The organism is Mycobacterium farcinogenes, from assembly GCF_019739075.1.
Taxonomy (GTDB): Bacteria; Actinomycetota; Actinomycetes; order Mycobacteriales; family Mycobacteriaceae; genus Mycobacterium; species Mycobacterium senegalense.
In genome coordinates this window covers 3294308-3319036 of record NZ_CP081673.1, presented here as the reverse complement: position 1 = coordinate 3319036, position 24729 = coordinate 3294308, and the positions used below count along the sequence as shown (strand labels likewise).

22 protein-coding genes and 1 pseudogene are annotated in these 24729 nt (G+C 67.2%); 12 read left to right on the top strand and 11 right to left on the bottom strand.

Going from position 1 to position 24729, the window contains the following annotated elements:
- Window positions 1-104: 104 nt before the first annotated feature.
- Both K6L26_RS15695 and K6L26_RS15690 read right to left on the bottom strand, forming a co-directional pair.
- A complete protein-coding gene (locus K6L26_RS15695; RefSeq protein WP_036387216.1) occupies window positions 105-1211 on the bottom strand; it encodes a glycosyltransferase in 1107 nt (368 codons plus the stop codon).
- Between the two features lie 93 nt (window positions 1212-1304).
- Entirely contained in the window at window positions 1305-2219 is a 915-nt protein-coding gene (locus K6L26_RS15690) for a dienelactone hydrolase family protein (protein ID WP_221850713.1), read from the bottom strand.
- 67 nt (window positions 2220-2286) lie between these two features.
- Here K6L26_RS15690 and K6L26_RS15685 point away from each other — a divergent pair, with 67 nt between their 5' ends.
- From K6L26_RS15685 to K6L26_RS15675, 3 genes are all read left to right on the top strand, one after another.
- Window positions 2287-3213: an SDR family oxidoreductase gene (locus K6L26_RS15685; protein WP_036387212.1), complete on the top strand. Its 927-nt coding sequence runs from the start codon at window positions 2287-2289 to the stop codon at window positions 3211-3213.
- A gap of 99 nt (window positions 3214-3312) precedes the next feature.
- Window positions 3313-5103 (top strand): N-acyl-D-amino-acid deacylase family protein, encoded by a 1791-nt coding sequence (locus K6L26_RS15680; protein ID WP_221850712.1) that lies wholly within the window; start codon window positions 3313-3315, stop codon window positions 5101-5103.
- A gap of 31 nt (window positions 5104-5134) precedes the next feature.
- Window positions 5135-5551: a nuclear transport factor 2 family protein gene (locus tag K6L26_RS15675; protein ID WP_174551621.1), complete on the top strand. Its 417-nt coding sequence runs from the start codon at window positions 5135-5137 to the stop codon at window positions 5549-5551.
- A gap of 12 nt (window positions 5552-5563) precedes the next feature.
- Here the strand turns inward: K6L26_RS15675 and K6L26_RS15670 are convergent, their stop codons facing one another.
- The 5 genes from K6L26_RS15670 to bfr all read right to left on the bottom strand — a co-directional run bounded on the left by K6L26_RS15670 (window position 5564) and on the right by bfr (window position 10593).
- Window positions 5564-5929 carry a VOC family protein gene (locus tag K6L26_RS15670; RefSeq protein ID WP_221850710.1) on the bottom strand — a complete coding sequence of 122 codons (366 nt, stop codon included), beginning with the start codon at window positions 5927-5929 and terminating at the stop codon, window positions 5564-5566.
- A 47-nt stretch (window positions 5930-5976) separates the two neighbouring features.
- The gene (locus K6L26_RS15665; protein WP_221850709.1) at window positions 5977-7347 is read right to left on the bottom strand and encodes a type I glutamate--ammonia ligase; all 1371 of its coding nucleotides are present in this window, start codon (window positions 7345-7347) and stop codon (window positions 5977-5979) included.
- 30 nt (window positions 7348-7377) lie between these two features.
- Window positions 7378-7860 carry a carboxymuconolactone decarboxylase family protein gene (locus K6L26_RS15660; RefSeq protein WP_221850707.1) on the bottom strand — a complete coding sequence of 161 codons (483 nt, stop codon included), beginning with the start codon at window positions 7858-7860 and terminating at the stop codon, window positions 7378-7380.
- 41 nt (window positions 7861-7901) lie between these two features.
- Window positions 7902-9962, bottom strand: coding sequence for an MDR family MFS transporter (locus K6L26_RS15655; RefSeq protein ID WP_221850705.1), 2061 nt, complete (start codon window positions 9960-9962; stop codon window positions 7902-7904).
- Window positions 9963-10113: 151 nt separating this feature from the next.
- On the bottom strand, window positions 10114-10593 hold the full coding sequence (bfr, locus tag K6L26_RS15650; protein ID WP_019345482.1) for a bacterioferritin: 480 nt from the start codon (window positions 10591-10593) through the stop codon (window positions 10114-10116).
- 242 nt (window positions 10594-10835) lie between these two features.
- Here bfr and K6L26_RS15645 point away from each other — a divergent pair, with 242 nt between their 5' ends.
- Complete coding sequence (locus K6L26_RS15645; RefSeq protein ID WP_019345483.1) at window positions 10836-11471, top strand: hypothetical protein; 636 nt, start codon at window positions 10836-10838, stop codon at window positions 11469-11471.
- Window positions 11471-11686, top strand: a complete 216-nt coding sequence (locus K6L26_RS15640) for a (2Fe-2S)-binding protein (RefSeq protein WP_085141596.1) — start codon at window positions 11471-11473, stop codon at window positions 11684-11686. The genes K6L26_RS15645 and K6L26_RS15640 overlap by 1 nt, the downstream gene beginning before the upstream one ends.
- Here K6L26_RS15640 and K6L26_RS15635 read toward each other — a convergent pair.
- Window positions 11683-12438: an enoyl-CoA hydratase/isomerase family protein gene (locus tag K6L26_RS15635; protein ID WP_221850703.1), complete on the bottom strand. Its 756-nt coding sequence runs from the start codon at window positions 12436-12438 to the stop codon at window positions 11683-11685. The two genes, K6L26_RS15640 and K6L26_RS15635, sit on opposite strands and share 4 nt — an antisense overlap.
- Window positions 12439-12493: 55 nt before the next feature.
- Complete coding sequence (locus K6L26_RS15630; protein WP_221850701.1) at window positions 12494-13222, bottom strand: EthD domain-containing protein; 729 nt, start codon at window positions 13220-13222, stop codon at window positions 12494-12496.
- 85 nt (window positions 13223-13307) lie between these two features.
- Here K6L26_RS15630 and K6L26_RS15625 point away from each other — a divergent pair, with 85 nt between their 5' ends.
- The gene (locus K6L26_RS15625; protein ID WP_221850699.1) at window positions 13308-15326 is read left to right on the top strand and encodes an FUSC family protein; all 2019 of its coding nucleotides are present in this window, start codon (window positions 13308-13310) and stop codon (window positions 15324-15326) included.
- Here the strand turns inward: K6L26_RS15625 and K6L26_RS15620 are convergent.
- Window positions 15323-15952: a PaaI family thioesterase gene (locus K6L26_RS15620; RefSeq protein ID WP_221850698.1), complete on the bottom strand. Its 630-nt coding sequence runs from the start codon at window positions 15950-15952 to the stop codon at window positions 15323-15325. The two genes, K6L26_RS15625 and K6L26_RS15620, sit on opposite strands and share 4 nt — an antisense overlap.
- 162 nt (window positions 15953-16114) lie before the next feature.
- On the opposite strand from K6L26_RS15620, the gene K6L26_RS15615 reads away from it, so the two are divergent.
- Genes K6L26_RS15615 through K6L26_RS15605 form a run of 3 tightly spaced genes read left to right on the top strand, consistent with a single transcriptional unit; the run spans window position 16115 to window position 19481 of the window.
- Window positions 16115-17695, top strand: coding sequence for a tetratricopeptide repeat protein (locus K6L26_RS15615; RefSeq protein ID WP_245008754.1), 1581 nt, complete (start codon window positions 16115-16117; stop codon window positions 17693-17695).
- Between the two features lie 36 nt (window positions 17696-17731).
- Window positions 17732-18211 (top strand): nucleoside deaminase, encoded by a 480-nt coding sequence (locus K6L26_RS15610; RefSeq protein WP_221850694.1) that lies wholly within the window; start codon window positions 17732-17734, stop codon window positions 18209-18211.
- Entirely contained in the window at window positions 18204-19481 is a 1278-nt protein-coding gene (locus K6L26_RS15605; protein ID WP_221850693.1) for an alpha-amylase family glycosyl hydrolase, read from the top strand. The genes K6L26_RS15610 and K6L26_RS15605 overlap by 8 nt, the downstream gene beginning before the upstream one ends.
- Here the strand turns inward: K6L26_RS15605 and K6L26_RS15600 are convergent.
- The gene (locus tag K6L26_RS15600; RefSeq protein ID WP_076213966.1) at window positions 19465-19896 is read right to left on the bottom strand and encodes a DUF1810 domain-containing protein; all 432 of its coding nucleotides are present in this window, start codon (window positions 19894-19896) and stop codon (window positions 19465-19467) included. The genes K6L26_RS15605 and K6L26_RS15600 overlap by 17 nt on opposite strands.
- A 61-nt stretch (window positions 19897-19957) precedes the next feature.
- Between K6L26_RS15600 and K6L26_RS15595 the strand changes: the two genes are divergently transcribed.
- The 3 genes and pseudogenes from K6L26_RS15595 (at window position 19958) to K6L26_RS15585 (ending at window position 24667) form a co-directional block, all read left to right on the top strand.
- Entirely contained in the window at window positions 19958-22111 is a 2154-nt protein-coding gene (locus K6L26_RS15595; RefSeq protein ID WP_221850691.1) for an adenylate/guanylate cyclase domain-containing protein, read from the top strand.
- Window positions 22108-23509, top strand: a pseudogene (locus tag K6L26_RS15590) (mechanosensitive ion channel family protein). The gene K6L26_RS15595 and the pseudogene K6L26_RS15590 overlap by 4 nt, the downstream one beginning before the upstream one ends.
- Before the next feature lie 162 nt (window positions 23510-23671).
- Window positions 23672-24667, top strand: coding sequence for an esterase family protein (locus K6L26_RS15585; RefSeq protein WP_047038399.1), 996 nt, complete (start codon window positions 23672-23674; stop codon window positions 24665-24667).
- Window positions 24668-24729 lie beyond the last annotated feature (62 nt).

The window sequence follows — 24729 nt, the reverse complement described above, 5'->3', positions numbered from 1 at the left end:
ACCGTCCTTCAGACAGCGTGCGCGTAAATATGACCCGGGCAACATAGGGCCGGCGGGTTCGGGCACACCAGGTCTGGCGTCAGCGTGCGCAAAAGTCGGCGCGGCTACGGCGCTCCCAGGACGTCGAGCATTCCGGCCGCCGCTCGCGGCCAGGTGAACTGCTCGGCCCGCTGCCGGGCGCTGCTGCGCCGCAATGGTTCGGGGCGATCGATCACCGAGGCGACCGCGCGGGCGATGGCCTGTGCGTCGTTGTCAGCGGTGGCTCCGCTGTCGCAGGTGAGGATCTCGGCCAGGGCTGACGTTCGTGACACGACCGCCGGGGTACCGCAGGCCAGCGCCTCCAGCGCGGCCAGGCCGAAGGTCTCGTGCGGCCCCGGTGCGAGCGCGACATCGGCGGAGGCCAGGATGGTTGCCACGGTGTCGCGGCAGCCGATGTACCCGGTGAATGCCACTGGCAGTCCGCTGGCCTGCCGTTGCAGCCGAGCCCGCAACGGCCCTTCCCCGACCACCACCAGCCGGGCGTCGACACCTGAATCCTGCAGGGCCGCAACAGTATCGATACTGCGATGGGCATGCTTCTCGACCGACAGCCTGCCGCAGTGCACCAGCAAGGTCTGCTGCGGCGCGGCCCATCGACTGCGCATCGCCGCACACCGGCGCCGCGGATGGAACTGCTCAAGGTCCACCCCGAGCGGAACGGTCGCCACGTTGTGCGCGCCGATGCGGTCGAATTCCTCGCGCGCGAAGGCCGTCGTGCACACCACGGCGTCGTAGTTGGCCGCGGTACGACGATTGGCGAAGTCCGCCACCATGACCGCCGCCGACCGTGGCAGCACCTGGCCCACCAACCGGTCGAGGCGTTCGTGGGAGATCATCACGGTGGCGACGCCGCGGCTGCGGCCCCACGGACCCAGCGATCTCAGCGTCAGCCGGTCAGACACTTCGATGGCGTCGGGCCCCAACTGCTCCAACAACGCGGTCACCGGGCCGGGCAGCACCGCGCGGTAGCCCCCGGTGAACGGGATGAGCCTGGCGGGCAGGGCGATTCGCACGACACCGCTGGCCAGGACATGCCGCTGCGGTTGCGCGCCCGGGACGATGAGATACACCTCGTGGCCCAGCGCGCAATACTCTGCGCCCAAGCGGTCGACAGCGGTCCGCAGACCTCCCGATCGCGGGCCGTAGAAGTTGGCGACCTGGACAACCCGCATGACACGATCAGAACCGGGCCGCGTGTGCGGTCAACAACGAGGCTGCGACCGTGACTTGAACAACCGCTGAACAAGCCCGGGGACCGCTCGGCTTCAGGCGAGATGCGTGATGAACCAGTCCTGGATGCGGTGCCAGGCATCGGCAGCGGCGACTGGGGCGTAGCGGTTGCCGGTGTCGTTGAAGAACGCGTGGTTGGCGTCGGGTTCGGTGATCAACTCGTGCACCATCGCGGCCTTCTCCAGGGCCGCGCGCACCACCGGTTCGGTCGCGTTGACCCGCTGGTCCAGCGCCCCGTAGAAGGCCAGCACCGCGGTGCCGCGCGAACCGGCGAAGTCCGGATCTTCCGGCGCCGGACCGTAGAACGGCACGGCGGCAGCCAATGCCGGGGTGCCCGCCGCCAGCAGCCGCCAGACCAGGCCGCCGCCCATGCAAAAGCCGACAGCGGCAATCTTGTGGCCGGGCACTCGCCGTTGCAGCTCCGCGATACCGGAATTCAGGTAGCTGATGAACTCCTGCGGTTCGATCCGGCTCAATGCGGCGGTCGCGTCAGCCGGGTCGGCGAAAGCGGCGGTGCCGCCTTGAGCCGAGAGCAGGTCGATCGCGAGGGCCGAATATCCGATACCGGCGAACCGGCCGGCGACCGAGCGGATGTGGTCGGTGAGTCCCTTGTTCTCGTGGATCACCAGAACGCCGCCTCTGGGTTGCGGGGCGGCGGCCCAGGCTCCCCGCAACTCACCGCCTTCCCCGGTCCAACTCACCTCACTGGTGGGCAGTGCGCCCCGGATCCCCGGTGGCTCGGCCGGTTTCGGGGCTGCGCCAGACGTCGCACCGGGTGCCGAGCCGACAGCTGACTCCTTCGTTTCCCCGCACGCCGCGATGAGTGCAGCAGCCGCGGTGGCGCCGATTCCCAGCAGACCCAACCGGCGCAGGGCCTCGCGGCGTGACAGCAACCCGTCGAGGTGGTCGGTTGCGATTTCCTCAGCGATGTAGCGCTGCAATGGGGTCACCTCGGCAAGTATGCGCCGATATCCCGAACCGCAGCTATGGACGCGCATTCGGCGGGATACTCGTTCGATGGGCTGGACACCGGACCCGGACGCGCTGCGGGGCCGTATCGCCGTGGTGGCCGGGGCCACCCGAGGTGCGGGCCGGGGTATCGCGGCGGCACTGGGCGAGGTCGGCGCCACCGTGGTGTGCACGGGGCGCAGCAGCCGGTGCGGAAGCCGCGACTCTGACTACCATCGTCCCGAAACCATCGAGGAAACCGCCGAACTGGTCACGGCACTGGGCGGGTCGGGCGTCGCCGTCCAGGTCGACCACCTCGATGTGACGCAGGTCCGCATGCTGGCCGGCCGGCTCAAGGCCGATTACGGGCACATCGACATCCTGGTCAACGACATCTGGGGCGCCGAGATCCTCAAGGGGCCGCCCGATACGTGGGGCCGGCCCATGTGGCAGCACGATCTCGACGACGGATTACGGATGCTGCGGCTCGGGCTGGACACCCATTTGATCACCTCGCATTGCATCCTGCCGCTGCTCGCCGACCAACCCGGCGGCCTTTTGGTCGAGATCACCGACGGGACAACCGAATTCAATGCTGACAACCCACGACTGTCGGTGTTCTACGATCTGGTCAAGTCGGCGGTGAACCGCCTGGCGTTCAGCCATGGGCACGAGCTCGCCGCATTCGGCGCCACCGCCGTGGCGGTCACCCCGGGCTGGCTGCGCTCGGAGATGATGCTCGACAACTACGGCGTCACCGAAGCCAATTGGCGGGGCGCACTCGACTTGGCCCGCACGGACGGTTACCCGGCGGCCCCACCCGGGTTCGCCGAGTCCGAGTCCCCCAGGTTCGTCGGTCGCGGCATAGCCGCGGTGGCCGCCGACCCTGATCGGGCCCGCTGGAACCAACGCTCCGTCAGCTCGGCCGCGCTGGCCCGTCACTACGGATTCAGCGACCTCGACGGGCGCGTACCGGACGTCTGGGCTCCGCTGTAACCCCAGGTGAGCCGGTCCCGGCGGGTTCAGTAGACATTTTTTCGAATCTGTTCACCATTTTCATTGACACCGGCATTGCGCGGCCTGTTCTATGACTGAGTGAGCTTCGACACAATCATTCGCAACGGCCGCTGGTTCGACGGCACCGGCGCGCCGTCGGCGGTCCGCAACATCGGCATTCGCAGCGGGCACGTGGTCGCCATCTCCCCCGAGCCTCTCGACGAGACGGACTGCCCCCAGGTCATCGACGCCACCGACAAGTGGGTGATGCCGGGAATTCTGGACATCCACACCCACTACGACGTCGAGGTGCTGGCCGGCCCGTCGCTGTCGGAGTCCCTGCGGCACGGGGTGACGACCGTGATGCTCGGCTCCTGCTCACTGTCGACGGTTCACGTCGGCGGTGTCGACGCGGGTGACCTGTTCGGCCGGGTCGAGGCCATCCCGAGGGGCCACGTCATCGACGTGGTGGACAGCCACAAGACCTGGACCGACTGCAACGGATATGTGACGGCACTGGAGAGCCTGCCGCTGGGCCCCAACCTGGCCGCGTTCATCGGGCATTCCGACATGCGCACCGCGGTGATGGGCCTCGACCGTGCCACCCGCAAGGACGAGCGGCCCACTGCTGCCGAGCAGTCCCGGATGGAGCAGATGCTCGCGGAGGCCCTGGACGCCGGCTTCGTCGGAATGTCGTCGCAGCAGCTGCTCTTCGACAAGATCGACGGCGACACCTGCCGATCCCGCACCCTGCCTTCGACCTACGCCAAACCTCGGGAGCTGCGCCGGCTCAAGTCGTTGCTGCGCCGCTCGGGTCGGGTGCTGCAATCCGGTCCGGACATCCAGAACCCGTTCAACCTGGTCTCACAGTTGGCCCAGTCGCTGGGGTTGTTCCGGAGCAATCTGAAGACCAGCCTGCTCTCGGCTGCGGACATCAAGGCCAACCCGTACTCGATCGCGATCATGGGGCCCGTGGCGCGCTTGGTGAACAAGCTCGGCGGCAACTTCCGCTGGCAGCACCTGCCGGTGCCGTTCGAGGTGTACGCCGACGGCATCGACCTCGTCGTGTTCGAGGAATTCGGTTCCGGCGCAGCGGCTCTGCACTTGCGCGACGAACTCGAGCGCAACGAGCTGCTGCGCGACGAGGAATACCGGCGCAAGTTCCGCAAGGACTACGACAACAAATTCGGCGTGCGGGTCTGGCATCGAGACTTCTTCGATGCCGAGATCGTCGCCTGTCCCGACGAATCCGTGGTCGGCAAATCGTTCGGCCAAGTCGGGCAGGAGCGGGGCGAACTGCACCCGGTCGACGCCTTCCTGGACCTGGTGCTCGAGCACGGCACCGCGCTGCGGTGGCGCACCACGATCTCCAACCACCGGCCGGAGGTGCTCAAGAAGCTGGCCCGCGATCCCGGGATCCAGCTCGGGTTCTCCGACGCCGGCGCGCACCTGCGCAACATGGCGTTCTACAACATGGGACTACGGCTGCTTCGGCACGTGCGCGACGCCGAGCGGGCGGGCGCGCCGTTCATGTCGATCGAGCAGGCCGTGCACCGGCTCACCGGCGAGCTCGCCGACTGGTACCGCATCGATGCCGGTCACCTGCGCATCGGGGACCGCGCCGACGTGGTGATCGTCGACCCCGAACATCTCGACGGTGTCCTCGACGCCTACGCCGAGGACACCGTCGAGCAGTACGGCGGCTTGTCCCGCATGGTGAATCGCAACGACCAGACCGTCACCGCCGTCCTGGTCGGCGGTCGCACCGTGTTCGCCGACGGTCAGCTGACCGACCTCGTCGGCAAGCAACGCACCGGCCGGTTCCTCCGAGCCGCACACCAGACCCCGTCGATCTCCGCCGAGAACAGTGAGCTGATCAGTGTCCGTTGAAGACATAACCATCGAAGAAACCGTCCACGGCATGTGGAAAGCGCTGTCGGCGCGCGACTGGGACACCCTCAAGACCTACCTGTCCGACGACTGCATCTACCTCGACATGCCGGTGGGTCCCGCGGCGGCGGCCAAGGGACCTGAAGACATCGTCAAGCGCCTCAAGATCGGCCTCGAACCGCTGACCTCCTACCAGAACTTCCCAGGCCTGCTCGTCGACAACGGTCGCGATGCCATGTACGAGCACCACGAGGAATGGCACTGGGCCACAGGCGAATCCGCTGTACTGAAGTTCGTCACCGTACACCGGGTCGAGCACGGCAAGGTGACGCTGTGGAAGGACTACTGGGACATGGGCGCCCTGGCCAACCACGCCCCGCCGGACTGGCTGGAGAACTTCGCCACCGCGGATATGTCGTGGGTGTTCGACGCCACCGGGCTGGTTTGACCCGACGCGCGGCTAGCCGACCCCCCAGACCAGGCAGAACGGGTGGCCGGCCGGATCCCGGAACACCCGGAAGTTCTCCTCCCCGACGGCATCGTCGACCCGGGTGGCGCCCAGCGCCAGCACTTGGCGCTGGGCCTCATCCACATCGTCGACCTGGATGTCGAGATGGATCTGCTGGGATCCCCGCGGATCGGGGAAGTCCGGTGGCCGGTGCTGCGGCGAGTACTGACATGCGACCCGCCTTCCGGCCGGGTCTGTCACGACGACCCACGTGTCGTCTTCGGCGGCGGTGTCTCCGCCCAGTAACCCGGCGTAGAACTCGGCCAACGCCCGCGGATCCCGGCAGTCCAGCACGATGGAGCGAAGTGTTCCGATCATCGGATCGATATTGCCATCGCCGACCACCGGCAAACGTCCGCGTGTGCTCACACGCTCCAGGCCATGCGGAACCGCTCGGTGAGTTGCTCGGCGTCCAGGGCACCGAAGTTCTCCCGCTCGTAGGTGCGGACCGCGAGCACCGCATCCACGGCCTGATCGCCGAGTATTTCCCGGATCAGTGCCGAGGAATCCAGTGCGGCGAGATTGTCAGCCTGGCGATCGGACAACTGCACGACATCGCCTTCGGCACGGCGGGCATCGCTGAGCGAGGCCGGGTCGACGACGACCTCCGGGCCCAGCGTCAAACCGTTGTCGATGCCGTGCTGGGCCAACCCGAGGATGGTCGCGGTCGCCAGGTACGGGTTGGCTGACGGGTCGATGACCTTCACCTCGACGTTGGCGCCGTACGGGTTGCTGGGACCACCGATCAGGTAACGCACGGCGGCTTCGCGGTTCTCGGTGCCCCAGCAGTTGTAGGCGCCCGCCCAGTAGCCCGGCCGGATGCGCAACCCGGAGAGCACCGATCCGCACAGCACCCCCTGGGCTGCGGGCAGCCCGGCGAGCAGCCCGGCCAGCGCGGACTCGCCCTCCGGCGTCATCCCCCGCATCCCGGCACCGCCGGAGAACAACGGGTCCCTGGCCCGGGCCAGGGAAAAATGTTGGTGTGCACCGGAACCCACACCGTCGGCAAACGGCAACGGAGACAGGCTGACTCGGAATCCGTAGCGCCGCGCGACCCGGGCCACGATGATCCGCATGAGGACCAACTGGTCGGCGGCGGCCACCGGCGGCAACGGCGCCAGCGAGATCTCGAACTGATTGGACCCGTACTCGGGATGGAATTGTTCGATCGCCACTCCGGAGTTGTTGGCCGCATCGGTGACATCTCGGACGAATCCCTCGAACTCCAGCACTCCGGCCAACCCGTACTGCGCCCACAACAGTGACGGGAGCCGGCTCCCGTCGGGCCCGACGAGCACGAACTCCACCTCGTGGCCGACGAGTGCGGTCAGCTCGGCGGCATCCAGCCGGTCCTGCACGCGCTGGAGTACCCCGCGCGTGCAGTAGGGATCCACGGATCCGTCCTGATTGTAGAAAGCCGCTGGGGCCCAAGCCAATCCATCGCCGAGGATGCGGAGTGCGCCGAGGTCGATGCGGATACGCTGATCCCCCACCACGCCGATCTCGGCACTCATGGCGATCCCGGTCTGGTCGATGGTGAACGCATGGAACACCGGGCTGGCGCCCAGACCGGGGTCGGCGAAGATGCCCATCCGCCGCAGCGGAACGGTTTTCGCGTGGGTCAACCCGGCCGGACCGACCACAGTGCCGATCAGTGTCGCGACCCCGTCGGACTCCAGCTGGGCGATAGCGGCCGCAGCCAGCGGTTTGGCCGATCCGGGAGATCCAGCTGTCACGACCTCAATTGTGCGCCCGGACCGGCGGCGTCACAGGGTGATCTTGCAGGTTTGGCCGATGTCGAGCGTCCGCAACATCCGACCCATCCCGAGCCACATCGCGCACGACAACGCCAGGTCGGTCAGCAGCTCGGCATCGAATTGTTCGCCGGCGCGCTCCCAGAAGTCCTCGTCGTCACGCAGCTCGGTGTGACCGGTGGCGAAGCGGTGCGCGAACTCGGCGGCGATCCGCTCCTGTGCGCTGTAGCCCGGCCAGGTCTGCCACTCGGCGGCGTGATCGTAGAGATCTTCGTCCACCCCGGCCGCGACCCCGTCGGAGTCGCGGGTGTTCTGGCACACCGCGCACTCGTTGTCGAGCGCGATCACCATCCGAGCCAACTCGCGCACCCGCAACGGCAGCCGCCCCTTGGTGTACACCGCGTTGGTGAAGTTGGCCATGGCGGTGCCGATCTCGGGAGACTTGAGGATCCAGCCGGCCACGTCGTCGTCGGGAAATTCTCCGATACGGCTCATGGCCGAATCGTACGCGCGCTGCGGCGTTTCTGGAACAAGTTCTAGTTTTTCGCCCCCGAACCACTCAGCTCGCCGGCCCGGTCGTCGTCACCCCAGTCTCGTTGCACCACCACGCGGTGAGCGATCCGCTCGAGAGCGGCCTCCACCTGTGCCCGGTCCGGGCGGCCTCCGAATGACGCCGATTCGCCCAGTTTGTCGACGATCCGCCCGACCAGTGCGGCCGACACGCCGTCGACCTGCTGCACGCCCTTCTGGGTAAGCCACAGGCTGTCCCCGGTGCGCAGCACATATCCGTCCTGCACCAGGCGGTTGAACGTCGGCTCGAGCACCTCATAGGGCACCACGAGCCGGTCGGCGATGTCGGTGAGGCGGGCGGAGCCGAAGATCTGGTTGTGCCGGTAGATCTTGAGCAGCGCCCACAGCCCGGCCACATCCAGTTCGCATCCCGCCGTCCCGGCGACGCTGCGCAGCCGCACCTCGGGCGAACTCCGCATCAGGCGGCTGACCACCGTTTCCAGAACCTGGTCCGAGGATTCCGCGCTCGGCATGCCGAAGCCCTCGCCGAGGTCGGCGGCCAGCGTCGCCTCGGCCTCGACCAACGGCACTTCCTTGAGGAACAGCGCGACGATCAAGCCCACCAGCGCCACCGGCGCGGCGCACAGGAAGACCAGATCCAGTGCATCGGCATAGGCGTTGACGATGGGGGCGGCGACCTCGGGCGGCAACTCGTGCAGCGCCTTGGGCGAGGCGCCGGCGACAGGCGGGGCTCCGCTCGCCGCCAGGGCGCCCGGTAGCCGGTCCGAGAGAAAGCCGGCGAACAGCGAACCGAAAATCGCCGCACCGAAAGAACTTCCGATGGTCCGGAAGAACGTCACGCCGGACGTCGCGACGCCCAGATCGGCGAAGTCCGAGGTGTTCTGCACGATGAGGACGAGCACCTGCATGCACATGCCGATACCGGCTCCGAGGATCAACAGGTACAGCGACTGCAACGGAATCGGCGTCGCGGCGTTCATTCGCGACAGCAGCACGAAACCGACAAGCATGACGGCCGTCCCGGCCACCGGATAGATCTTGTAGCGACCTGTGCGCCCCACCAGGCTGCCGCTGACCGTCGAGGTGATCAGCAGGCCCACCACCATCGGCATCGTGCGCAGGCCGGATTCGGACGGGGACACACCGTCCACGAACTGCATGAACGTCGGCATGAAGGTCAATGCGCCGAGCATCGCGAAACCGACCACCAGCGACAGCACGCAGCACATCGTGAAGACCGGGTTGCCGAACAGCCGCATCGGCAGAATCGGTTCGGCCGCTTTGGTTTCGGCGCGGACGAACATCGCCAGCGCCAGCACCGATCCGACCACCAGACCGATGATCGTCGGTGACGTCCAGGCCAATTCACCCCCGAGGCTGGTGGCCAGGGTGAGACCGGAAGCACCGATCCCGACCCAGACGATCCCGGCGTAGTCGATCACCGGGCGGGCCGGGCGGGAGGTGAGCGCCGGGATGGTGGCCGCGGCGACCACGAGCACGACCAGGGCGACAGGGATGCTCAGCCAGAACGCCCATCGCCAGCCGAGGTGATCGGTGACGAAACCGCCCAGTAGCGGGCCGGCCACGGTCGTGACACCGAAGACCGCCCCGAGCGCCCCCTGGTAGCGCCCGCGGTCCCGCAGCGGGATGACCTCGGCGATCAGCGCGGACGAAGTCACCATGATCGCGCCGCCGCCGATCCCCTGCAGCGCCCGCGCGGCCACCAGCATGACCATCGAACCGGACAGACCGCTCAGCACCGATCCGATGAGAAAACACAGCACCGCGGCCTGGTACACCGCCTTGCGGCCGAAGATGTCGCCGACTTTGCCGACCACGGCAGTGACCACGGTCGAGGCAAGCAGATAGCTGGTGACCACCCACGCCTGGTGGCCGGCGCCACCGAGATCTGCCACCACCGTCGGCAGGGCCGTCGCGACGATGGTCTGGTTCAGCGAGGCCAGCAGCATGCCGAGCAGCACGGCGACGAACACCAGATTGCGCCTGCGCACACCGAGCAGTGCCGCACCAGAGGTCTGCTCGGTGGTGGTTGATGGGCTCGCCATGACTTCCTTTCATCAGCCTGCCGGTTTCAACCACCATATCGTTAGATAAGCTATGGAAGTTACAGCGCGAACGAAATCGCCCCGGGCGACCGGCGGTGACCGGGCTACCCAGGGCGGTTTCGACCGAAACGGCGGCGGTACTACCGCACCGTCACTGCGGCGGCCGGGAGACGCACTGCGCCGCATAGAGCGCGTCGCCGAGCTTCTCCATGAGCTCCAGCTGGGTCTCCAGGTAATCGATATGGCCTTCCTCATCGGCCAGGATCTTCTCCAGAATCCCCGCCGACGTGGCGTCTTGCTTCTCCCGGCACATGATGATTCCCGGCTTCAATCGGGCCACCACCTCATACTCGATCGCCAGATCGGCCTCGAACTGTTCCCGAAGCGTCTGGCCTACCCGCAGCGAAAACAGTCGCTGATAGTTGGGCAGGCCGTCCAAGAGCAGGATTCGGTCGGTGATGGTCTCCGCGTGCCGCATCTCTTCGAAGGACTCGGCGCGGGTATGTTCCGCCAGTTCCGTAAATCCCCAATTGTCCTGCATTTTGGAATGCAGGAAATACTGGTTAATTGCGGTGAGTTCGCTTGTCAATTGCTCATTGAGCAATTTCAGAACATCTGGATCGCCTTGCATCGTGACTCCTAAGCACCTTGAGGGCTGGTCAAGTGTTGCCGTCTGTCGTGCACATCCAATCTAGTGCAGAAAGCATGGACCAGCGCAATGTTCGACGGCCAATTCGGCGTGTTCATGGCACATTGACGGAGCAGTGGACGCAACTGGGCCGAGGCGTGGCCACCAAGAGTGGACTGGCTGTCCTAACTAAGGTTAGACTGCGCTAATCTCTTGCCGCAGCACGAAAGAAAGGCCGGTATCAAATGAGTGAGTACGATTTGCACTCGCTCATACTCTCCTGCGATTTCCGCGTCGATGACGTCGAACAGATGTGGAAATGGATGAAGAAGCACCGGTCTGGATTATTGTCTATCGGCGCGCATCACGTGGTTCTCTACAAATCAATTTGGGAGCCCGGGCGGGTATTGGTGACCATCGGCATTCGCCATGCCCGGTCGATCCGTGACGTGTTGCGTTCCCCGGCGATTTTCGAGTGGTTCGACATTTCCGGCGTCGAAGATATTCCGCCGATATTCGGCGGTGAAGTGGTCGAGAAAATCGACGTGACCGAACCGTCCCCGCAAGGACACGTGGCCGGGGTGATCGTCGGTGCCGTCGCCACCGTCGACGACGTCCCCACGCTGATGCGCAAGGTGCACGACGGCCTCGACCGCTTCGAGCAGGGCGGCATCCGCAAGATCTGGGTCTACCAGGCGCTCGACGACGGCCAGGAAGTGATGATCCTGCAGGAGGTCTCCGACGAGATCAGCGCCCGGCAGTGGATCGACCACCCCGACGCGGCCGCCGAGTGGATGACCACGGCCGGTTTCGGCGCGTATCCGAGCCTGTTCGTGGGCAAGTTGGCCTACATCATGAACGTCGACGAGCAGGACGACTGATGTTCGTCTGCCTGTGCACCGGGGCGACCAGTCAGGTCGTCAACGAAATCGTGGAGGCCGGCGCGCGGACCTCCAAAGAGGTGGCCGAGGCCTGCGGCGCCGGGGCCGATTGCGGACGGTGCCGGCGCACCATCCGCGCCATCATCGCCGCCCATCAAGCCGCCGGCGAGTGCCCGCCGCAGGTCAACGGCTGCCCGTCCCGGATGACCCGCTAACGCTTGCGATCGGCGAACTGCGCCAACGCGTCGACGTTGGCCGCCGCGCCGACCAGCTCGACGAACAGCGCCTTCTCCCGCTCGACCGCGGCTGCGATCTGATCGCGGATCGGCGCCACCATGGCCTGCTTGACGGCGATCAGACTCGAAATCGGCTTGGCCGCAAGAATTTCGGCATGGCGGCGAGCCTCGGCCAGCAGCTCCTCGGGCTCACAGACCTTCCATACCAGGCCCATCTCGAGGGCCTCGGCCGCGCTCAACCATTCCGACGACAGCAACAGCCAGGCGGCGTTCTGCCGGCCGAGCAAGCGCGGCATCAGATACGACGACGCCGCCTCCGGCGCCACACCGAGGCTGGTGAACGGGCACTTCAGCCGGGCCGTCGACGACATGAACGCGAGGTCGGCATAGCCGAGGATGGTGGCCCCGATACCCACGCCCACCCCGTTGACCGCGCAGATCAGCGGCTTCGGGAAATCGGCGATCACGTCGATCATCCCGTAGAAGCCGTGCTCACCCGGGGTGAACTCGGGATTGGTGATACGGGTCTGCATCTCGACGAGGTCGTTGCCCGCGCTGAAGGCCCGGCCGGCTCCGGTCAGCAGCACCACCGCCACGTCGGGATCCTCGGCCGCGGCCCGCAGGGCGACCGTCGTCTCGTCATACAACGCCTCGTTGAACGCATTGAGCGCATCCGGGCGGTTCAGGGTCAGCGTGCGAACCCGATTGTTGTCCTCGATCAGCAGGGTCATCTCCAACACTCCTCGCGTGCGCGCCGTGACCGCTGCAGCCTAACTAGAACACGTTTCACTCTGACCGGGCGGGTGCGGGCAGCCCGTCGGAAAACGGGGTGGCATAGACGTAACGACTGGTCGGCACGGTGTCGATGTTGCTGCTGGCGCCGAAGGCATCCGTGCTGGCCACCATGCGACGCATGCGGTCGGCCAGATCGTCATCGTCGGCCGCACCGAAGAACGCGTGCAAATCCGACACCGCTTCCTGACGGAACAACTCCTCGACGATGCCGTCGATGGCCGGGGCGTCCTCGGTGAGGGCGCGGACCACCGTGTTCTGCGTGTAGCCGAACGTGTCCTGGGTTTCGATGGCCACCGGGGTGTGGTCGACGTGCCAGCGGTGCAACCAGGTGGATCGGTCCAGGTCCGCGGGCCGGCGCAGCAACGCGATGTTGGCCAGGCCGTGGGTCCGCTCACCCGCGGCGGTGGGCGGTGCGGCCATCGGAACCGATTCGGTGACCAGATACGCCGCAAGCGAATCACATTCGCCGCCAAGAATTTCCAATGCCCGCTCGACCTGCGCACCGTAGTACTGCTGAACCCACAGGCTCACCACCGCAACCACGGGCGGGTCCAACGTCGTCAACGTCATCAGAGAATCGCGCACGGCGTCGTCGCGGACGTTGACCGCAAGGCCGCCGACCCCGAGCGCCGGCAGTTCGTCGGCGGCACGGGTGCGCAGCCGCTCGCACCACTGTTGATCCGAGTGCGCCGCGCGCAGCAGAACGATGACTTTCTCCACGATGGGAGAACCTACCGCCGCACCGATTTCCGCCACGCGAGGGTGGTTGTCACACCCACGGCCCGCAGCGAGTGAGAATGGAGTGGTGCACACGGGTGGACAGGCAGCCGACGCGCTCCGGCTGGGCACCCCCGACGCCGGCGCGGTTCTCCGAAGCCTGATCGGCGTCCTGGCAGTGACAGCTGTCGCCATGGCGTGGGGGTCGGGTGCCACCGCGATGTGGACGCTGAGCGGCGGCGTGATCGCCGGCGCGATCGCGCTGCAACGCAGCCCCGGCGGCCGAATCCCGCTGGTGGTCACCGGCTCCGTGGAACTGGCCATCGCGGTACTGCTCGGCACCCTCGCCGGCGGGCACAGCCCGACGTTCGTCGCCGTGGTGGCGCTGTGGTGCTTCGCCGCGGGCATGCAGTGGTCGCTCGGGGCCAATGCCGGCCTGGTGGCCTCGGCAGCGAGCGCACTGCTGGTGCTGGCACCGCCCGTCGCACCGACCGTCGGCCAGGTGATTTTGGCACCTTTCCTGGTGGTGCTGGCCGGAGTGGTACAGGCGGTACTGATCGCCGTGTGGCCGCCGCGGCGTTGGCGGGCCCAGCGCGAAGGCCTCACCCGCGCCTACCGGTCATTGGCCGCCGACTCTCGCAACGTCGCGGCGAACAGCGCCACCGATGTCGACGACGCACCGTTGACCTGGCTGCGTGAGGTGTTCGCCGACAGTCAGGTCAGCCAGCGCCCGCGCGCCTACCACGGGGGATATCGGCTACCGGAACGCCTGGCCGGCACCTTGGCGTCACTGCACGCCACCGCCGAACGCGGCGACACCGACGACGAATCCGCGGCCGACAACGGGCTGCCGCAACTGTTGACCGCCGCCGCGGCGCTGCTCGACGCGATCGCCGATCACGGTCACACCGCCCGACGGGACGCTGAGCATGCCCTGGTGCGCGTCCATACCGCCGCAGCTGCCGTGACAGGTCCCGAAGCCGCACTGGCGCAACGATTCTGTGAACAGCTGCGGGAGGCCGCCGTCCTGCGCTTCGGCCAGTTGCACCGGCCCGACCTGATCGGCTCGCTGGCTTCGGCGCCCGCCGTGGTGCGCTCCCACCTGACCTGGACCTCCCCCATCCTGCGGCACGCGATCCGGCTGTCGGTGACGACGGCACTGGCGGTCGCCGCGGCTCGCTACGGCGGACTGGAACACGGCTACTGGATGCCGCTGGCGATCGTGGTGGTGCTGCGCCCGGAGACCGCACACACCTACACCCGATGCGCCGGGCGGATCGCCGGCCTCTGCGTCGGCATCGTCGTGGCCTGCCTGCTGACCTTCATCTGGCAACCCGGTCCGGTCGGCTCAGCGGTGTGTGCGCTGCTGTTCGTCGGACTGGCCTACGGTGTCGCGCAGTTCGGCTACCTGGCCGTCGGCGCGGCGGTCGGGGCGATCGTGATGTTCGCCGTCGGGGTGGGCGCCGCGGCACCGTGGTCGGGCAACGCCGACCGGCTGTTCGCGGTGCTGATCGGCGGCGCGTTGGCGGTGATGGCGCACGTGGCGCTGCCCGACCACGACCTGATCCGGCTGCGCCAGCGCGCCGGGGAACTGCTGATGACCGAGATCGACTACGCCGCGCTGGTGATCAAGGCATTCGTCCACGAGATCGACCACCCGGCCGAGATCTTGTCGGCGGCCTGGCAGCGGGCATTCCGCGCGCGGGCGGCCTTCGAGGCCGCGTGGGGGGCGGCCAGTCTGGACCCGCCGGTCCTGCGGCGGTGGTTACGGTCCTACCGCACCGCGCTCAACTCGGTGACCAGTGCCTGCACCACGCTGGAGAACAGCCTCCCGACGCACCCTTCCTCGGCACTGCACAGCGAGTTCATCGCCGCGGTCGACGATTACGTGGAGGCGCTGCGCGGAGCACCGCCGAGCCCGGCCGTGCCGTGGAGCCTCGACACCGCCGAACTGTCCACCGCGCTGCGTCGCGTGCACAACGTGGCCTCGACGCTGTCCGCCGACAACGGTGCGGCCCGCATCCTGATCGGCGAGTTGACCACGATCACCCGCAGCCTCGAGGACATCGCGATCGACCGGGTGGAGCCCACAGCCGAGTCACACTAGCCGCGGGCCCACTTCGGCAGGATGAAAACCCCCTCGGCCTCGGCGGTGATGCCCTCGGCATCTGAGACATGGCCCGAGGCAAAGGCTTTGATTCCGTCCGTGCGGGTGATCCGCCCCTCGGCGTGCAGCGCGCCCAGCGGGGTGGCCCGCAGATAGCGGATGGTCAGCGTGCCGGTGAACCGCGGGCGGTCCGAGTCGCTGGCCGCCACCTCTCCCAGCACGTGGTCGAGCACCATCGCCACCATGCCTCCGTGGACGTGGCCGGGCGGCCCCTCGTAGGCGGCACCCAGATGGAAGTCGGTGTGCACCCCGCCGTCGGCGTCTTTGACCATCACCAGTGGCGGCGCGATCGGGTTGCGGATGCCGATCGCCGGGTTTCCCCACGGCATCCGGTCTCCGTCCGAGGTGAACTGGACCCCGAACGGCCCGTCGATCTGTTCGGCCCGCAACCGCGCGGTCGCGTCGTCGATCTGGGCCCGCACAGCGGCGACCTCATCGGCACCGACCTGCGAGCGGATGCTGGCATCGATCAGCGACCGCACCGAATCGGCCAACGGTGCCCACACCTCCCGCAGCCGCTGCACGTCGGCGGAACTGAGACCCTCGACATGGGTGTAACCCGGCATCCCAGCACTAGAACATGTTCGACGCGACGATGTCGAGCCACCCCGGGTAGCGTCGGCCCCGTGACGGATCCTGCCCAGACCGAACCCTATTACCGGCTCGGCAGCTACCACCGGCCGACGGATTCGCCCTCGCCGCCGGCGCAGGTCTGGTTCGACCGCGGCATGATCTGGTGCTACGCCTTCAACCACGAGGAGGCCGTCCGATGCTTCGAGCGGGCGCTGCAGCTCGACCCTGAATTCGCGCTCGCCCGCTGGGGTATCGCCTACGCGGTCGGTCCCAATTACAACAAGGCCTGGGAGGCATTCGACCCCGTCGATCTCAGCACGTCGCTGACCCGGGCCCGCACCGAACTCGAGCGTGCCGCCACGGGTCGGGCGTCATCGCTGGAACGCAGCCTGATCGGCGCCCTGCGCAAGCGATTTCCGACCGATGACCCCGAAGACGCCGGTGCGCTGACCGCCGGACACGCCGCCTACGCCGACGCCATGACCGCGCTGGCCACCGCCCACCCCGACGACATCGACGTGCAGACACTGGCCGCCGACGCGCTGCTCAACGTGACCGCCTGGGCGCTGTGGGACGGCCGCACCGGCGAGCCCGCCCCCGGCTCACGGGTGGTGGAGGCCAAACAGATCCTCGACGCGGCGCTGGCCTCCCCCGCCGGACGGCGCCACCCCGGAGTGCTGCACCTCTACATCCACGCGATGGAGATGTCGACGACGCCGCAGGCCGCCCTGCCCGCCGCCGACCTGTTGCGCGGGCTGGTGCCCGATGCCGGCCACCTACAGCACATGGCCAGCCACATCGACGTGCTGTGCGGCGACTACCGCAATTCGGTGACCGCGAATCTCGCTGCGGTACAAGCCGACAGAAAGTTCCTCGCCCGCGAGGGGGCGCTGAATTTCTATTCGCTCTACCGCGCGCACGACCTGCATTTCGTGGTGTATTCGGCCATGTTCGAAGGCAGTTCGCAGACCGCTCTGGACGCCGCCGAGGAACTGGCCGACCAATTGACCGCTGAGCTGCTCTCGATCTCCTCGCCACCGATGGCGGACTGGCTGGAGGCCTTCGTACCGCTGCGGGTGCACGTACTGGTGCGGTTCGGGCGCTGGGAGGAGCTGATCGCCGAACCGCTGCCCGCCGATCCCGAGCTGTACTGCACCACGACCGCGACGATCCACTATGGTCGCGGCGTCGCCTATGCGGCCACCGGTCGGGTCCCACAGGCCCGCGCCGAGCTCGACGAATTCCTCACGGCCTACCGGCGGATCCCGGATACCCGCTACCTGTTCAACAACACGAGCCTGGACATCCTGGCCATCGCCGAGCAGATGCTCAAGGGCGAGATCGCCTACCGGGAAGGCGATTACGATGCGGCATTCGCCTGCTTGCGCCGGGCCGTCGAGCTCGATGACGCCCTGCCCTACGACGAACCCTGGGGGTGGATGCAGCCGACCCGACATGCTTTGGGCGCGCTGCTGCTCGAACAGGGCCGGGTCGAGGAGGCCGCCCAGGTGTACGCAGCGGACCTGGGCCTGGACCCGACGCTGAGCCGCTCCAGCCAGCATCCGAACAACGTGTGGAGTCTGCACGGGTACCACGAATGCCTGCGCCGGCTGGGCCGCGACGCCGAGGCCGTGATCATCGGAGCGCAACTCGAATTGGCCCAGGCCCGCGCGGACGTCACCGTCAGCGCCTCGTGCGCCTGCCGTCTCGATGCGGCGAAACCGTGTTGCGACTGACGGCCGCGCGATCGGCACGGGCGTAAACTCGCCACCGTGGCCCTCACCGACAACGATCTCGATCAGCTGCGCAAATGTGTCGAGTTGGCCCGCGAAGCTCTTGAGGCCGGGGACGAGCCGTTCGGGTCGATGCTGGTCGACCACACCGGCGCCACCGTGTTCACCGACCGCAACCGGGTCAAGGACGGCGACGCCACCCAGCATCCCGAATTCGCGATCGCCCGCTGGGCCGTCGAGCATCTGAGCCCCGCGGACCGGGCCCATGCCACGGTCTACACCTCCGGCGAACACTGCCCGATGTGCTCGGCCGCGCACGCCTGGGTCGGCCTCGGCCGGATCGTCTACGCCACCTCGTCGGATCAGCTCAGCGGGTGGATGTCGGACTGGGGTGTGCCGCCCGCTCCGGTGGCTCCGTTGCCGATCACCACCGTGGCCCCCGGTCTCGACGTGGACGGCCCGGCGCGGGAACTCGCCGAGACCATGAAAGACCTGTACGCGGCGAAGTTTCGTGCCTGAGCCGGCCTGGGTCGCGCACGCCGTCTGGTGGCAGATCTATCCACTGGGCTTCGTCGGGGCGTTTCCGGCCGACCCGCCTCCGAGCGCCGGTGAACACCGGTTGCGCCGGATCGTCGGCTGGCTCGACCACGCCGTGCAGCTCGGTGCGTCCGGCATCGCGCTGGGCCCGGTCTTCGCCTCCCGTACCCACGGTTACGACACCACCGACCACTTCCGCATCGACCCCCGCCTGGGCGACGACGACGACTTCGACCATCTGGTGGCCGAGGCCCGCCGGCGTGGGCTGCGGATCCTGCTCGACGGCGTGTTCAACCACGTGGGCACCGATTTCGCCCCCTACCGCGACGGCGACGCCTCATGGTTTCGGCGCCGCGGCAACGGTTTTGACACCTTCGAAGGCCACGGTGAGCTGATCGCGCTCAACCACGACGAGCCCGCGGTGGTCGACTACACCGCCGCCGTGCTGCGGCACTGGTTGAGCCGGGGCGCCGACGGCTGGCGCCTCGACGCCGCGTACGCGGTGCCCGACCGGTTCTGGGCACAGGTGTTGCCTTCGGTGCGTCGGGACTTTCCCGACGCCTGGTTCGTGGGTGAGGTGATCCACGGCGACTACTCGGCCACGGTGCGCGCCGCGACCTTCGACTCGGTCACCCAGTACGAACTGTGGAAGGCGATCTGGAGCAGCCTCAACGACGGCAACTTCCACGAACTGGACTGGGCGCTCAAGCGGCACAACGACTTTCTCGAATCATTCGTGCCGCTGACCTTCGTGGGTAACCACGACGTCACCCGGATCGCCAGCCAGCTACAGAATTCCGCGCACCTCGAGCACGCACTGGTGCTGCTGTTGACCACCGGTGGTACCCCGAGCATCTACGCCGGCGACGAGTCCGGCTACCGGGGCGTCAAAGAGGAGCGCCGCGGCGGCGATGATGCGGTACGGCCCGAATTCACCGCCCCACCAGGAGATTCCGATGCACTGCGGCTCCATCAGTATCTGATCGGGCTGCGCCGTAGGCATCCGTGGCTGCACAGCGCCACCACCTCACCCCTGTCGCTGACCAACACGCAGTACGTCTACCGGACCAGCGCCGGATCCGAATCCCTGCTCGTGGCCCTCAACATCGACGACGCGCCGCTGCGGCTGGCGTTGCCCGGTCACGGGATGGGATCGGGCCGGGTGATCGCGGGTTCGGGCGCTCCGCCCCACGAGGAGATCAGCCACACCGAGGTACCGCCGCACGGATGGCTGATCATCCAGCCGCACTGAGCATCTCGAGAGTACGAGGATCTCCGGTCCCGTCATAGAACTTGTCCAGCACGGCCCGGAATCCGGCCGGGTCCGTCGCGACCTCGGCGAACAACGTCATGCTGGAACGCACCTTCAGCACGTCCGGCCAACCGAAGATCTGCTCGGCGGTGCGCCCGTCGACCCCCATCAGCAGCCGGGCGCATTCGGCCAGCCTCGGCCCCAGCGTCGGGTGGGCCAGATAGGCACGCGCCTCTGCCGCGGAGGCGATGCCGTAGTGCACGGCCGTCGCACTGTGACCCAACCCGCGCAGCTGCGGAAAGATGAACCAGATCCAGTGGCTGCGCTTGCGGCCGTCCCGCAACTCGGTGCACACCTCGGCGTACACGCCGGCCTGGGCGTCCACGAATCTCTGTAAGTCGAACGGGTCACTCATGGGAGGAGTTTGTTGCGCAATCTCACGCAATACATCGTGACAAGCTAATCTTCGGGATTCAATGACTACAACTGCCGGCGCCGAGCGCGTCGCACCGCCCAGAAGAACGCACCGGCGCGTGCTGTCGCGGATCAGCATCCAGTCCAAGCTGCTGGTCATGCTGCTGGTCACCAGCATTTTGTCGGCGGCCGTCGTCGGCGCCATCGGATACCAGTCCGGGCGATCATCGCTTCGTCAGTCGGTGTTCGACCGGCTGACCGAAGTCCGGGAGTCGCAAACCCGCCAGCTGGAATCCAAGTTCGCCGACCTCGAGGATTCGCTGATCGTCTACACCCGGGGTACGACGACCGTCGAGGCCGTGGAGGCGTTCTCCGCCGGCTTCGGTCAGCTGACCAACTCGACCACCACCCCGCAACAGTGGCAGTCGATCGTCGACTACTACAACACCCAGTTCAAGCCGGTCGAACAGCGACAGACCGGTGACACGGTGGACGTGTCGCGGCTGTTGCCCACGTCCAACGCCCAGAAATACCTGCAGGCCAACTACACCGCACCGCTCGCCGACCCCGAGAAGGCGATCCGGGTCGACGACGCCAGGGACGGCAGCGCATGGTCGGCGGCGAATGCCAGATTCAACGACTACTTCCGTGAGATCGTCGAACGTTTCCAGTTCGAGGATGCGCTGTTGCTCGACACCGTCGGCAACGTCGTCTACACCGCCTACAAGGGCATCGATCTCGGCACCAACATCGTCACCGGCCCCTACCGGCAGAGCCTGCTGCGCGACGCCTACGAGAAGACCCTGGCCTCCAACACCGTCGACTACGTCGGGGTCACCGACTTCGGTGACTACCAGCCGGCCGACGAGCCCACGGCCTGGATGATGGCCCCGGTCGGTCCGGTCGGCCGGGTCGAAGGGGTACTGGCGCTGCAGTTCCCGATCTCCAAGATCAACCGCCTCATGACGGCCGACCAGCAATGGGAAGCCGCCGGAATGGGCGCGACGGGCGAGACCTTCGTGGTCGGCCCCGATGGTTTGATGCGGTCGGATTCGCGGTTGTTCCTGGAGAACCCCGAGAAGTTCGAGCGGGATGTGATCGATGCCGGGACACCGCCGGCGGTGGCCGCGAAATCACTGGCCCAACACGGGACCACGTTGGTCCAGCCGGTGGAGACGACAGCCACCCGGTTGGCCTCACGCGGCCAGAGCGGCACCGTGATCGAGGACGACTACCTGGGTAACGACACGCTGCAGGCCTACGCGCCGGTCGACCTGCACGGGCTGAACTGGTCGGTCATCGCCAAGATCGACACGGCCGAGGCGTTCGCGCCGGTGGCGACGTTCACCCGGACGCTGGTGCTCTCGACCGTGGTCATCACCTTCATCGTCTGTCTGGCCGCGATGTTCCTGGCCCGGTTGTTCGTCCGGCCGCTGCGCCGGCTCGAAGCCGGTGCTCAGCAGATCGGAGCGGGCGACTACGACATCACGCTTCCGGTGCAGTCCAGGGACGAGTTCGGTGATCTGACAACGGCCTTCAACGACATGAGCCGCAACCTGGCGATCAAGGAGGATCTGCTCGCCGAGCAACGTCGCGAGAACGACCGGCTGCTGCGCACCCTCATGCCGGAATCTGTGGTGCAGCGCTACCGGGACGGTGAGGAGACCATCGCGCAGGACCACCACAACGTGACGGTCCTGTTCGCCGACACCGTCGGGTTGGATGAGCTGACGTCCGAGATGCCTTCGGAGGAAGCGCTGGCCATCGTCAACCGCCTGGTGCACCAATTCGACGCTGCCGCCGACGATCTCGGGGTGGAGCGCGTACGCACCCTGCGCAACGGATACTGGGCCAGCTCCGGGCTGAGCGTGCCGCGGCTCGACAATGTCCGCCGTACGGTCGACTTCGCGCTCGAGATGCAGCGCATCATCGAACGGTTCAACAACGAGGCCGGGACCGATCTTCAGCTGCGCGCGGGAATCGACACCGGAGCGGTCAGTAGCGGCCTGGTCGGGCGGTCGAACCTGGCCTACGACATGTGGGGGTCGGCGGTCAACCTCGCCTACCGGGTTCAGCGAGGATCGCCGCAGCCCGGCGTGTACGTCACCGAGCGGGTTTACGACGTGATGGGCGATACCCGTGACCTCGAACCGGCCGGCACCGTTGTGGTCGACGGCGCCGAAGAGCCGATCTGGCAACTACAGGACCGGCGATGAGCGCTGTGCTCGACGCTCCCTGGTTCTACTGGGCGATCGGAGTGGCGATCGGTTTCCCGGTCTGCCTGGTACTGCTCACCGAACTGCACAGCACACTGCGCCGGCGCGGCAGCTTCCTGGCCGGTCCGGTCCATCTGGTGCGCACCTACATCCTGCCGCTGGGCGCGCTGCTGATCCTGCTGATCCAGGCCATGCAGATCTCCGGCGAAGCCACACCGGTACGGATCGTGGCGACGGTGTTCGGATTCGTCGTCCTGGTCCTGCTGCTGTCCGGACTCAACGCAACCGTGTTCCAGGGCGCCCCGGAAGGCAGCTGGCGCAAGCGGATTCCGTCGATCTTCCTCGACGTGGCCCGCTTCGCGCTGATCGCCATCGGCGTCGGCCTGATCTTCGCCTACATCTGGGGCGCCAACATCGGCGGGCTCTTCACGGCCCTCGGCGTCTCCTCGATCGTGCTGGGCCTGGCCCTGCAGAACTCGGTCGGCCAGATCATCTCAGGGCTCCTGGTGCTCTTCGAGCAGCCGTTCCAACTCGGCGACTGGGTCGATGCGCCGTCGGCGCGCGGCCGAGTCGTGGAGGTCAACTGGCGCGCAACGCATATCGACACCGGCAGCGGCCTGCAGGTGATCCCGAACTCTGTGCTGGCCGGAGCATCGTTTGCCAACCTGAGCCGACCGCCCGGGGCGCATACGATCACCGTGACGACGGTGTTCGCCGTCGACGACGCACCCGACGAGGTCTGCCTCGTGCTCGACGAAGTGGCTCGGCGACTGCCTCAGGTACGCCGGGACGGCACGGTGTCGACCGTGGCGGCCGGCTCGTTGCAGTACAAGACCCAGATCCCGCTGCATTCCCCCGCCGACGACTTCGCCGCCAGATCCACGTTCCTGCGCTGGACGTGGTATGCCGCGCGGCGTGCCGGTCTGCATCTCGACGAGGCCGAGGACGAGTTCGCGACCACCGAACGGGTCGAGCAGACGCTGCGCCTGATCGCACCGACACTGCGGCTGAGCCCGGAGGACCAGACCGACCTGTTGGCTCATACCCGTCTGGCCCGGTACGGAGCGGGCGAGGTCATCCAGGTGGTCGGCCAGGTGCCCAAGGTGATGACCTTCATCGTCGCCGGAACGGTGCAGCTCGCGGTGGCCGGCACGGACGACAGCTCCGTCCCGGTCCTCACGGTGGAGAAGGGTGACTTCCTCGGTCAGACGGCCCTGACCCGCGAACCGGTCACCACGACCGCGTACGCGCTGACCGAGGTGACCGTTCGCGCAGTTCGACCGCGACTGCATCGAAGATCTGGTGTCGCGAAAGCCGGTACTGCTGCAGGACATCGGCCGGGCGATCGAGCAGCGACGCGCCAACGTCAAGCAGGCGCTCCTGGCTGTCGGCCGCTGAGCCTCGGGCAAAACGGTCTCGGCGCCGAGTTCCAACCGTTAGTAAACCGCGATCTGCGGCTGCGGTGTTGTTACGCGTGTGACTCATGAGGCGCGTGATTCACTACCGAGGCAAGCGGCAAACTGCTTGAGACACGTGCAGAAAGGACGGTTGGTTGCCGTTATGAAGTTCCTCAACAAGATTCGCGGAGCGTGGACGCGCCGACTGGCGGCGGGGGCAATGGCAGCCGCCACCCTGCCCGCGCTGATCGGTCTCGCAGGAGGTTCGGCGACCGCTGGCGCATTCTCCCGTCCGGGTCTGCCCGTCGAATACCTCGACGTGTTCTCGCCGTCGATGAACCGCAACATCCGGGTCCAGTTCCAGGGCGGCGGACCGCACGCGGTCTACCTGCTCGACGGCCTGCGCGCCCAGGACGACTACAACGGCTGGGACATCAACACCCCGGCCTTCGAGTGGTACAACGGCTCGGGCCTGTCCGTGGTCATGCCGGTCGGCGGACAGTCCAGCTTCTACACCGACTGGTACCAGCCCTCGAAGGGCAACGGTCAGGACTACACCTACAAGTGGGAGACCTTCCTGACCAGCGAGCTGCCCACCTGGCTGGCCGCCAACCGCGGCGTGTCCCAGACCGGCAACGCCGTCGTCGGCATCTCGATGGCCGGCAGCGCCGCGTTGACCTACGCGATCCACCACCCGCAGCAATTCATCTACGCCGGAACGCTTTCGGGCTTCCTGAACCCGTCCGAGGGCTGGTGGCCGATGCTGATCGGGCTGGCGATGAACGACGCCGGCGGCTACAACGCCGAGAGCATGTGGGGGCCGTCGACCGACCCGGCATGGAAGCGCAACGACCCGATGGTCAACATCAACCAGCTGGTCGCCAACAACACCCGCATCTGGATCTACTGCGGCACCGGGACCCCGTCGGACCTCGACGCAGGCACCAACGGCGGCAACCTGATGGCAGCCCAGTTCCTCGAAGGGCTGACCCTGCGGACCAACGTCACCTTCCGGGACAACTACATCGCCGCCGGCGGCACCAACGGCGTGTTCAACTTCCCGGCCAACGGCACCCACGCCTGGGGCTACTGGGGACAGCAGCTGCAGCAGATGAAGCCCGACATCCAGCGGGTGTTGGGCGCGCAGTCCGCCACCTAGACACCATCCACCCAGGGAGCCTGTCGTCAACCCCAACGGCAGGCTCCCTGCTCGTGTGCGGG

Bases quoted from the DNA above. Each gene is read 5' to 3' on its own strand.
- K6L26_RS15695 (WP_036387216.1), bottom strand. From the start codon at position 1,211: ATGCGGGTTGTCCAGGTCGCCAACTTCTACGGCCCGCGATCGGGAGGT.
- K6L26_RS15685 (WP_036387212.1), top strand. From the start codon at position 2,287: ATGGGCTGGACACCGGACCCGGACGCGCTGCGGGGCCGTATCGCCGTG.
- K6L26_RS15675 (WP_174551621.1), top strand. From the start codon at position 5,135: ATGTGGAAAGCGCTGTCGGCGCGCGACTGGGACACCCTCAAGACCTAC.
- K6L26_RS15670 (WP_221850710.1), bottom strand. From the start codon at position 5,929: ATGATCGGAACACTTCGCTCCATCGTGCTGGACTGCCGGGATCCGCGG.
- K6L26_RS15660 (WP_221850707.1), bottom strand. From the start codon at position 7,860: ATGAGCCGTATCGGAGAATTTCCCGACGACGACGTGGCCGGCTGGATC.
- K6L26_RS15655 (WP_221850705.1), bottom strand. From the start codon at position 9,962: ATGGCGAGCCCATCAACCACCACCGAGCAGACCTCTGGTGCGGCACTG.
- bfr (WP_019345482.1), bottom strand. From the start codon at position 10,593: ATGCAAGGCGATCCAGATGTTCTGAAATTGCTCAATGAGCAATTGACA.
- K6L26_RS15645 (WP_019345483.1), top strand. From the start codon at position 10,836: ATGAGTGAGTACGATTTGCACTCGCTCATACTCTCCTGCGATTTCCGC.
- K6L26_RS15640 (WP_085141596.1), top strand. From the start codon at position 11,471: ATGTTCGTCTGCCTGTGCACCGGGGCGACCAGTCAGGTCGTCAACGAA.
- K6L26_RS15635 (WP_221850703.1), bottom strand. From the start codon at position 12,438: ATGACCCTGCTGATCGAGGACAACAATCGGGTTCGCACGCTGACCCTG.
- K6L26_RS15620 (WP_221850698.1), bottom strand. From the start codon at position 15,952: ATGCCGGGTTACACCCATGTCGAGGGTCTCAGTTCCGCCGACGTGCAG.
- K6L26_RS15615 (WP_245008754.1), top strand. From the start codon at position 16,115: ATGATCTGGTGCTACGCCTTCAACCACGAGGAGGCCGTCCGATGCTTC.
- K6L26_RS15600 (WP_076213966.1), bottom strand. From the start codon at position 19,896: ATGAGTGACCCGTTCGACTTACAGAGATTCGTGGACGCCCAGGCCGGC.
- K6L26_RS15595 (WP_221850691.1), top strand. From the start codon at position 19,958: ATGACTACAACTGCCGGCGCCGAGCGCGTCGCACCGCCCAGAAGAACG.
- K6L26_RS15585 (WP_047038399.1), top strand. From the start codon at position 23,672: ATGAAGTTCCTCAACAAGATTCGCGGAGCGTGGACGCGCCGACTGGCG.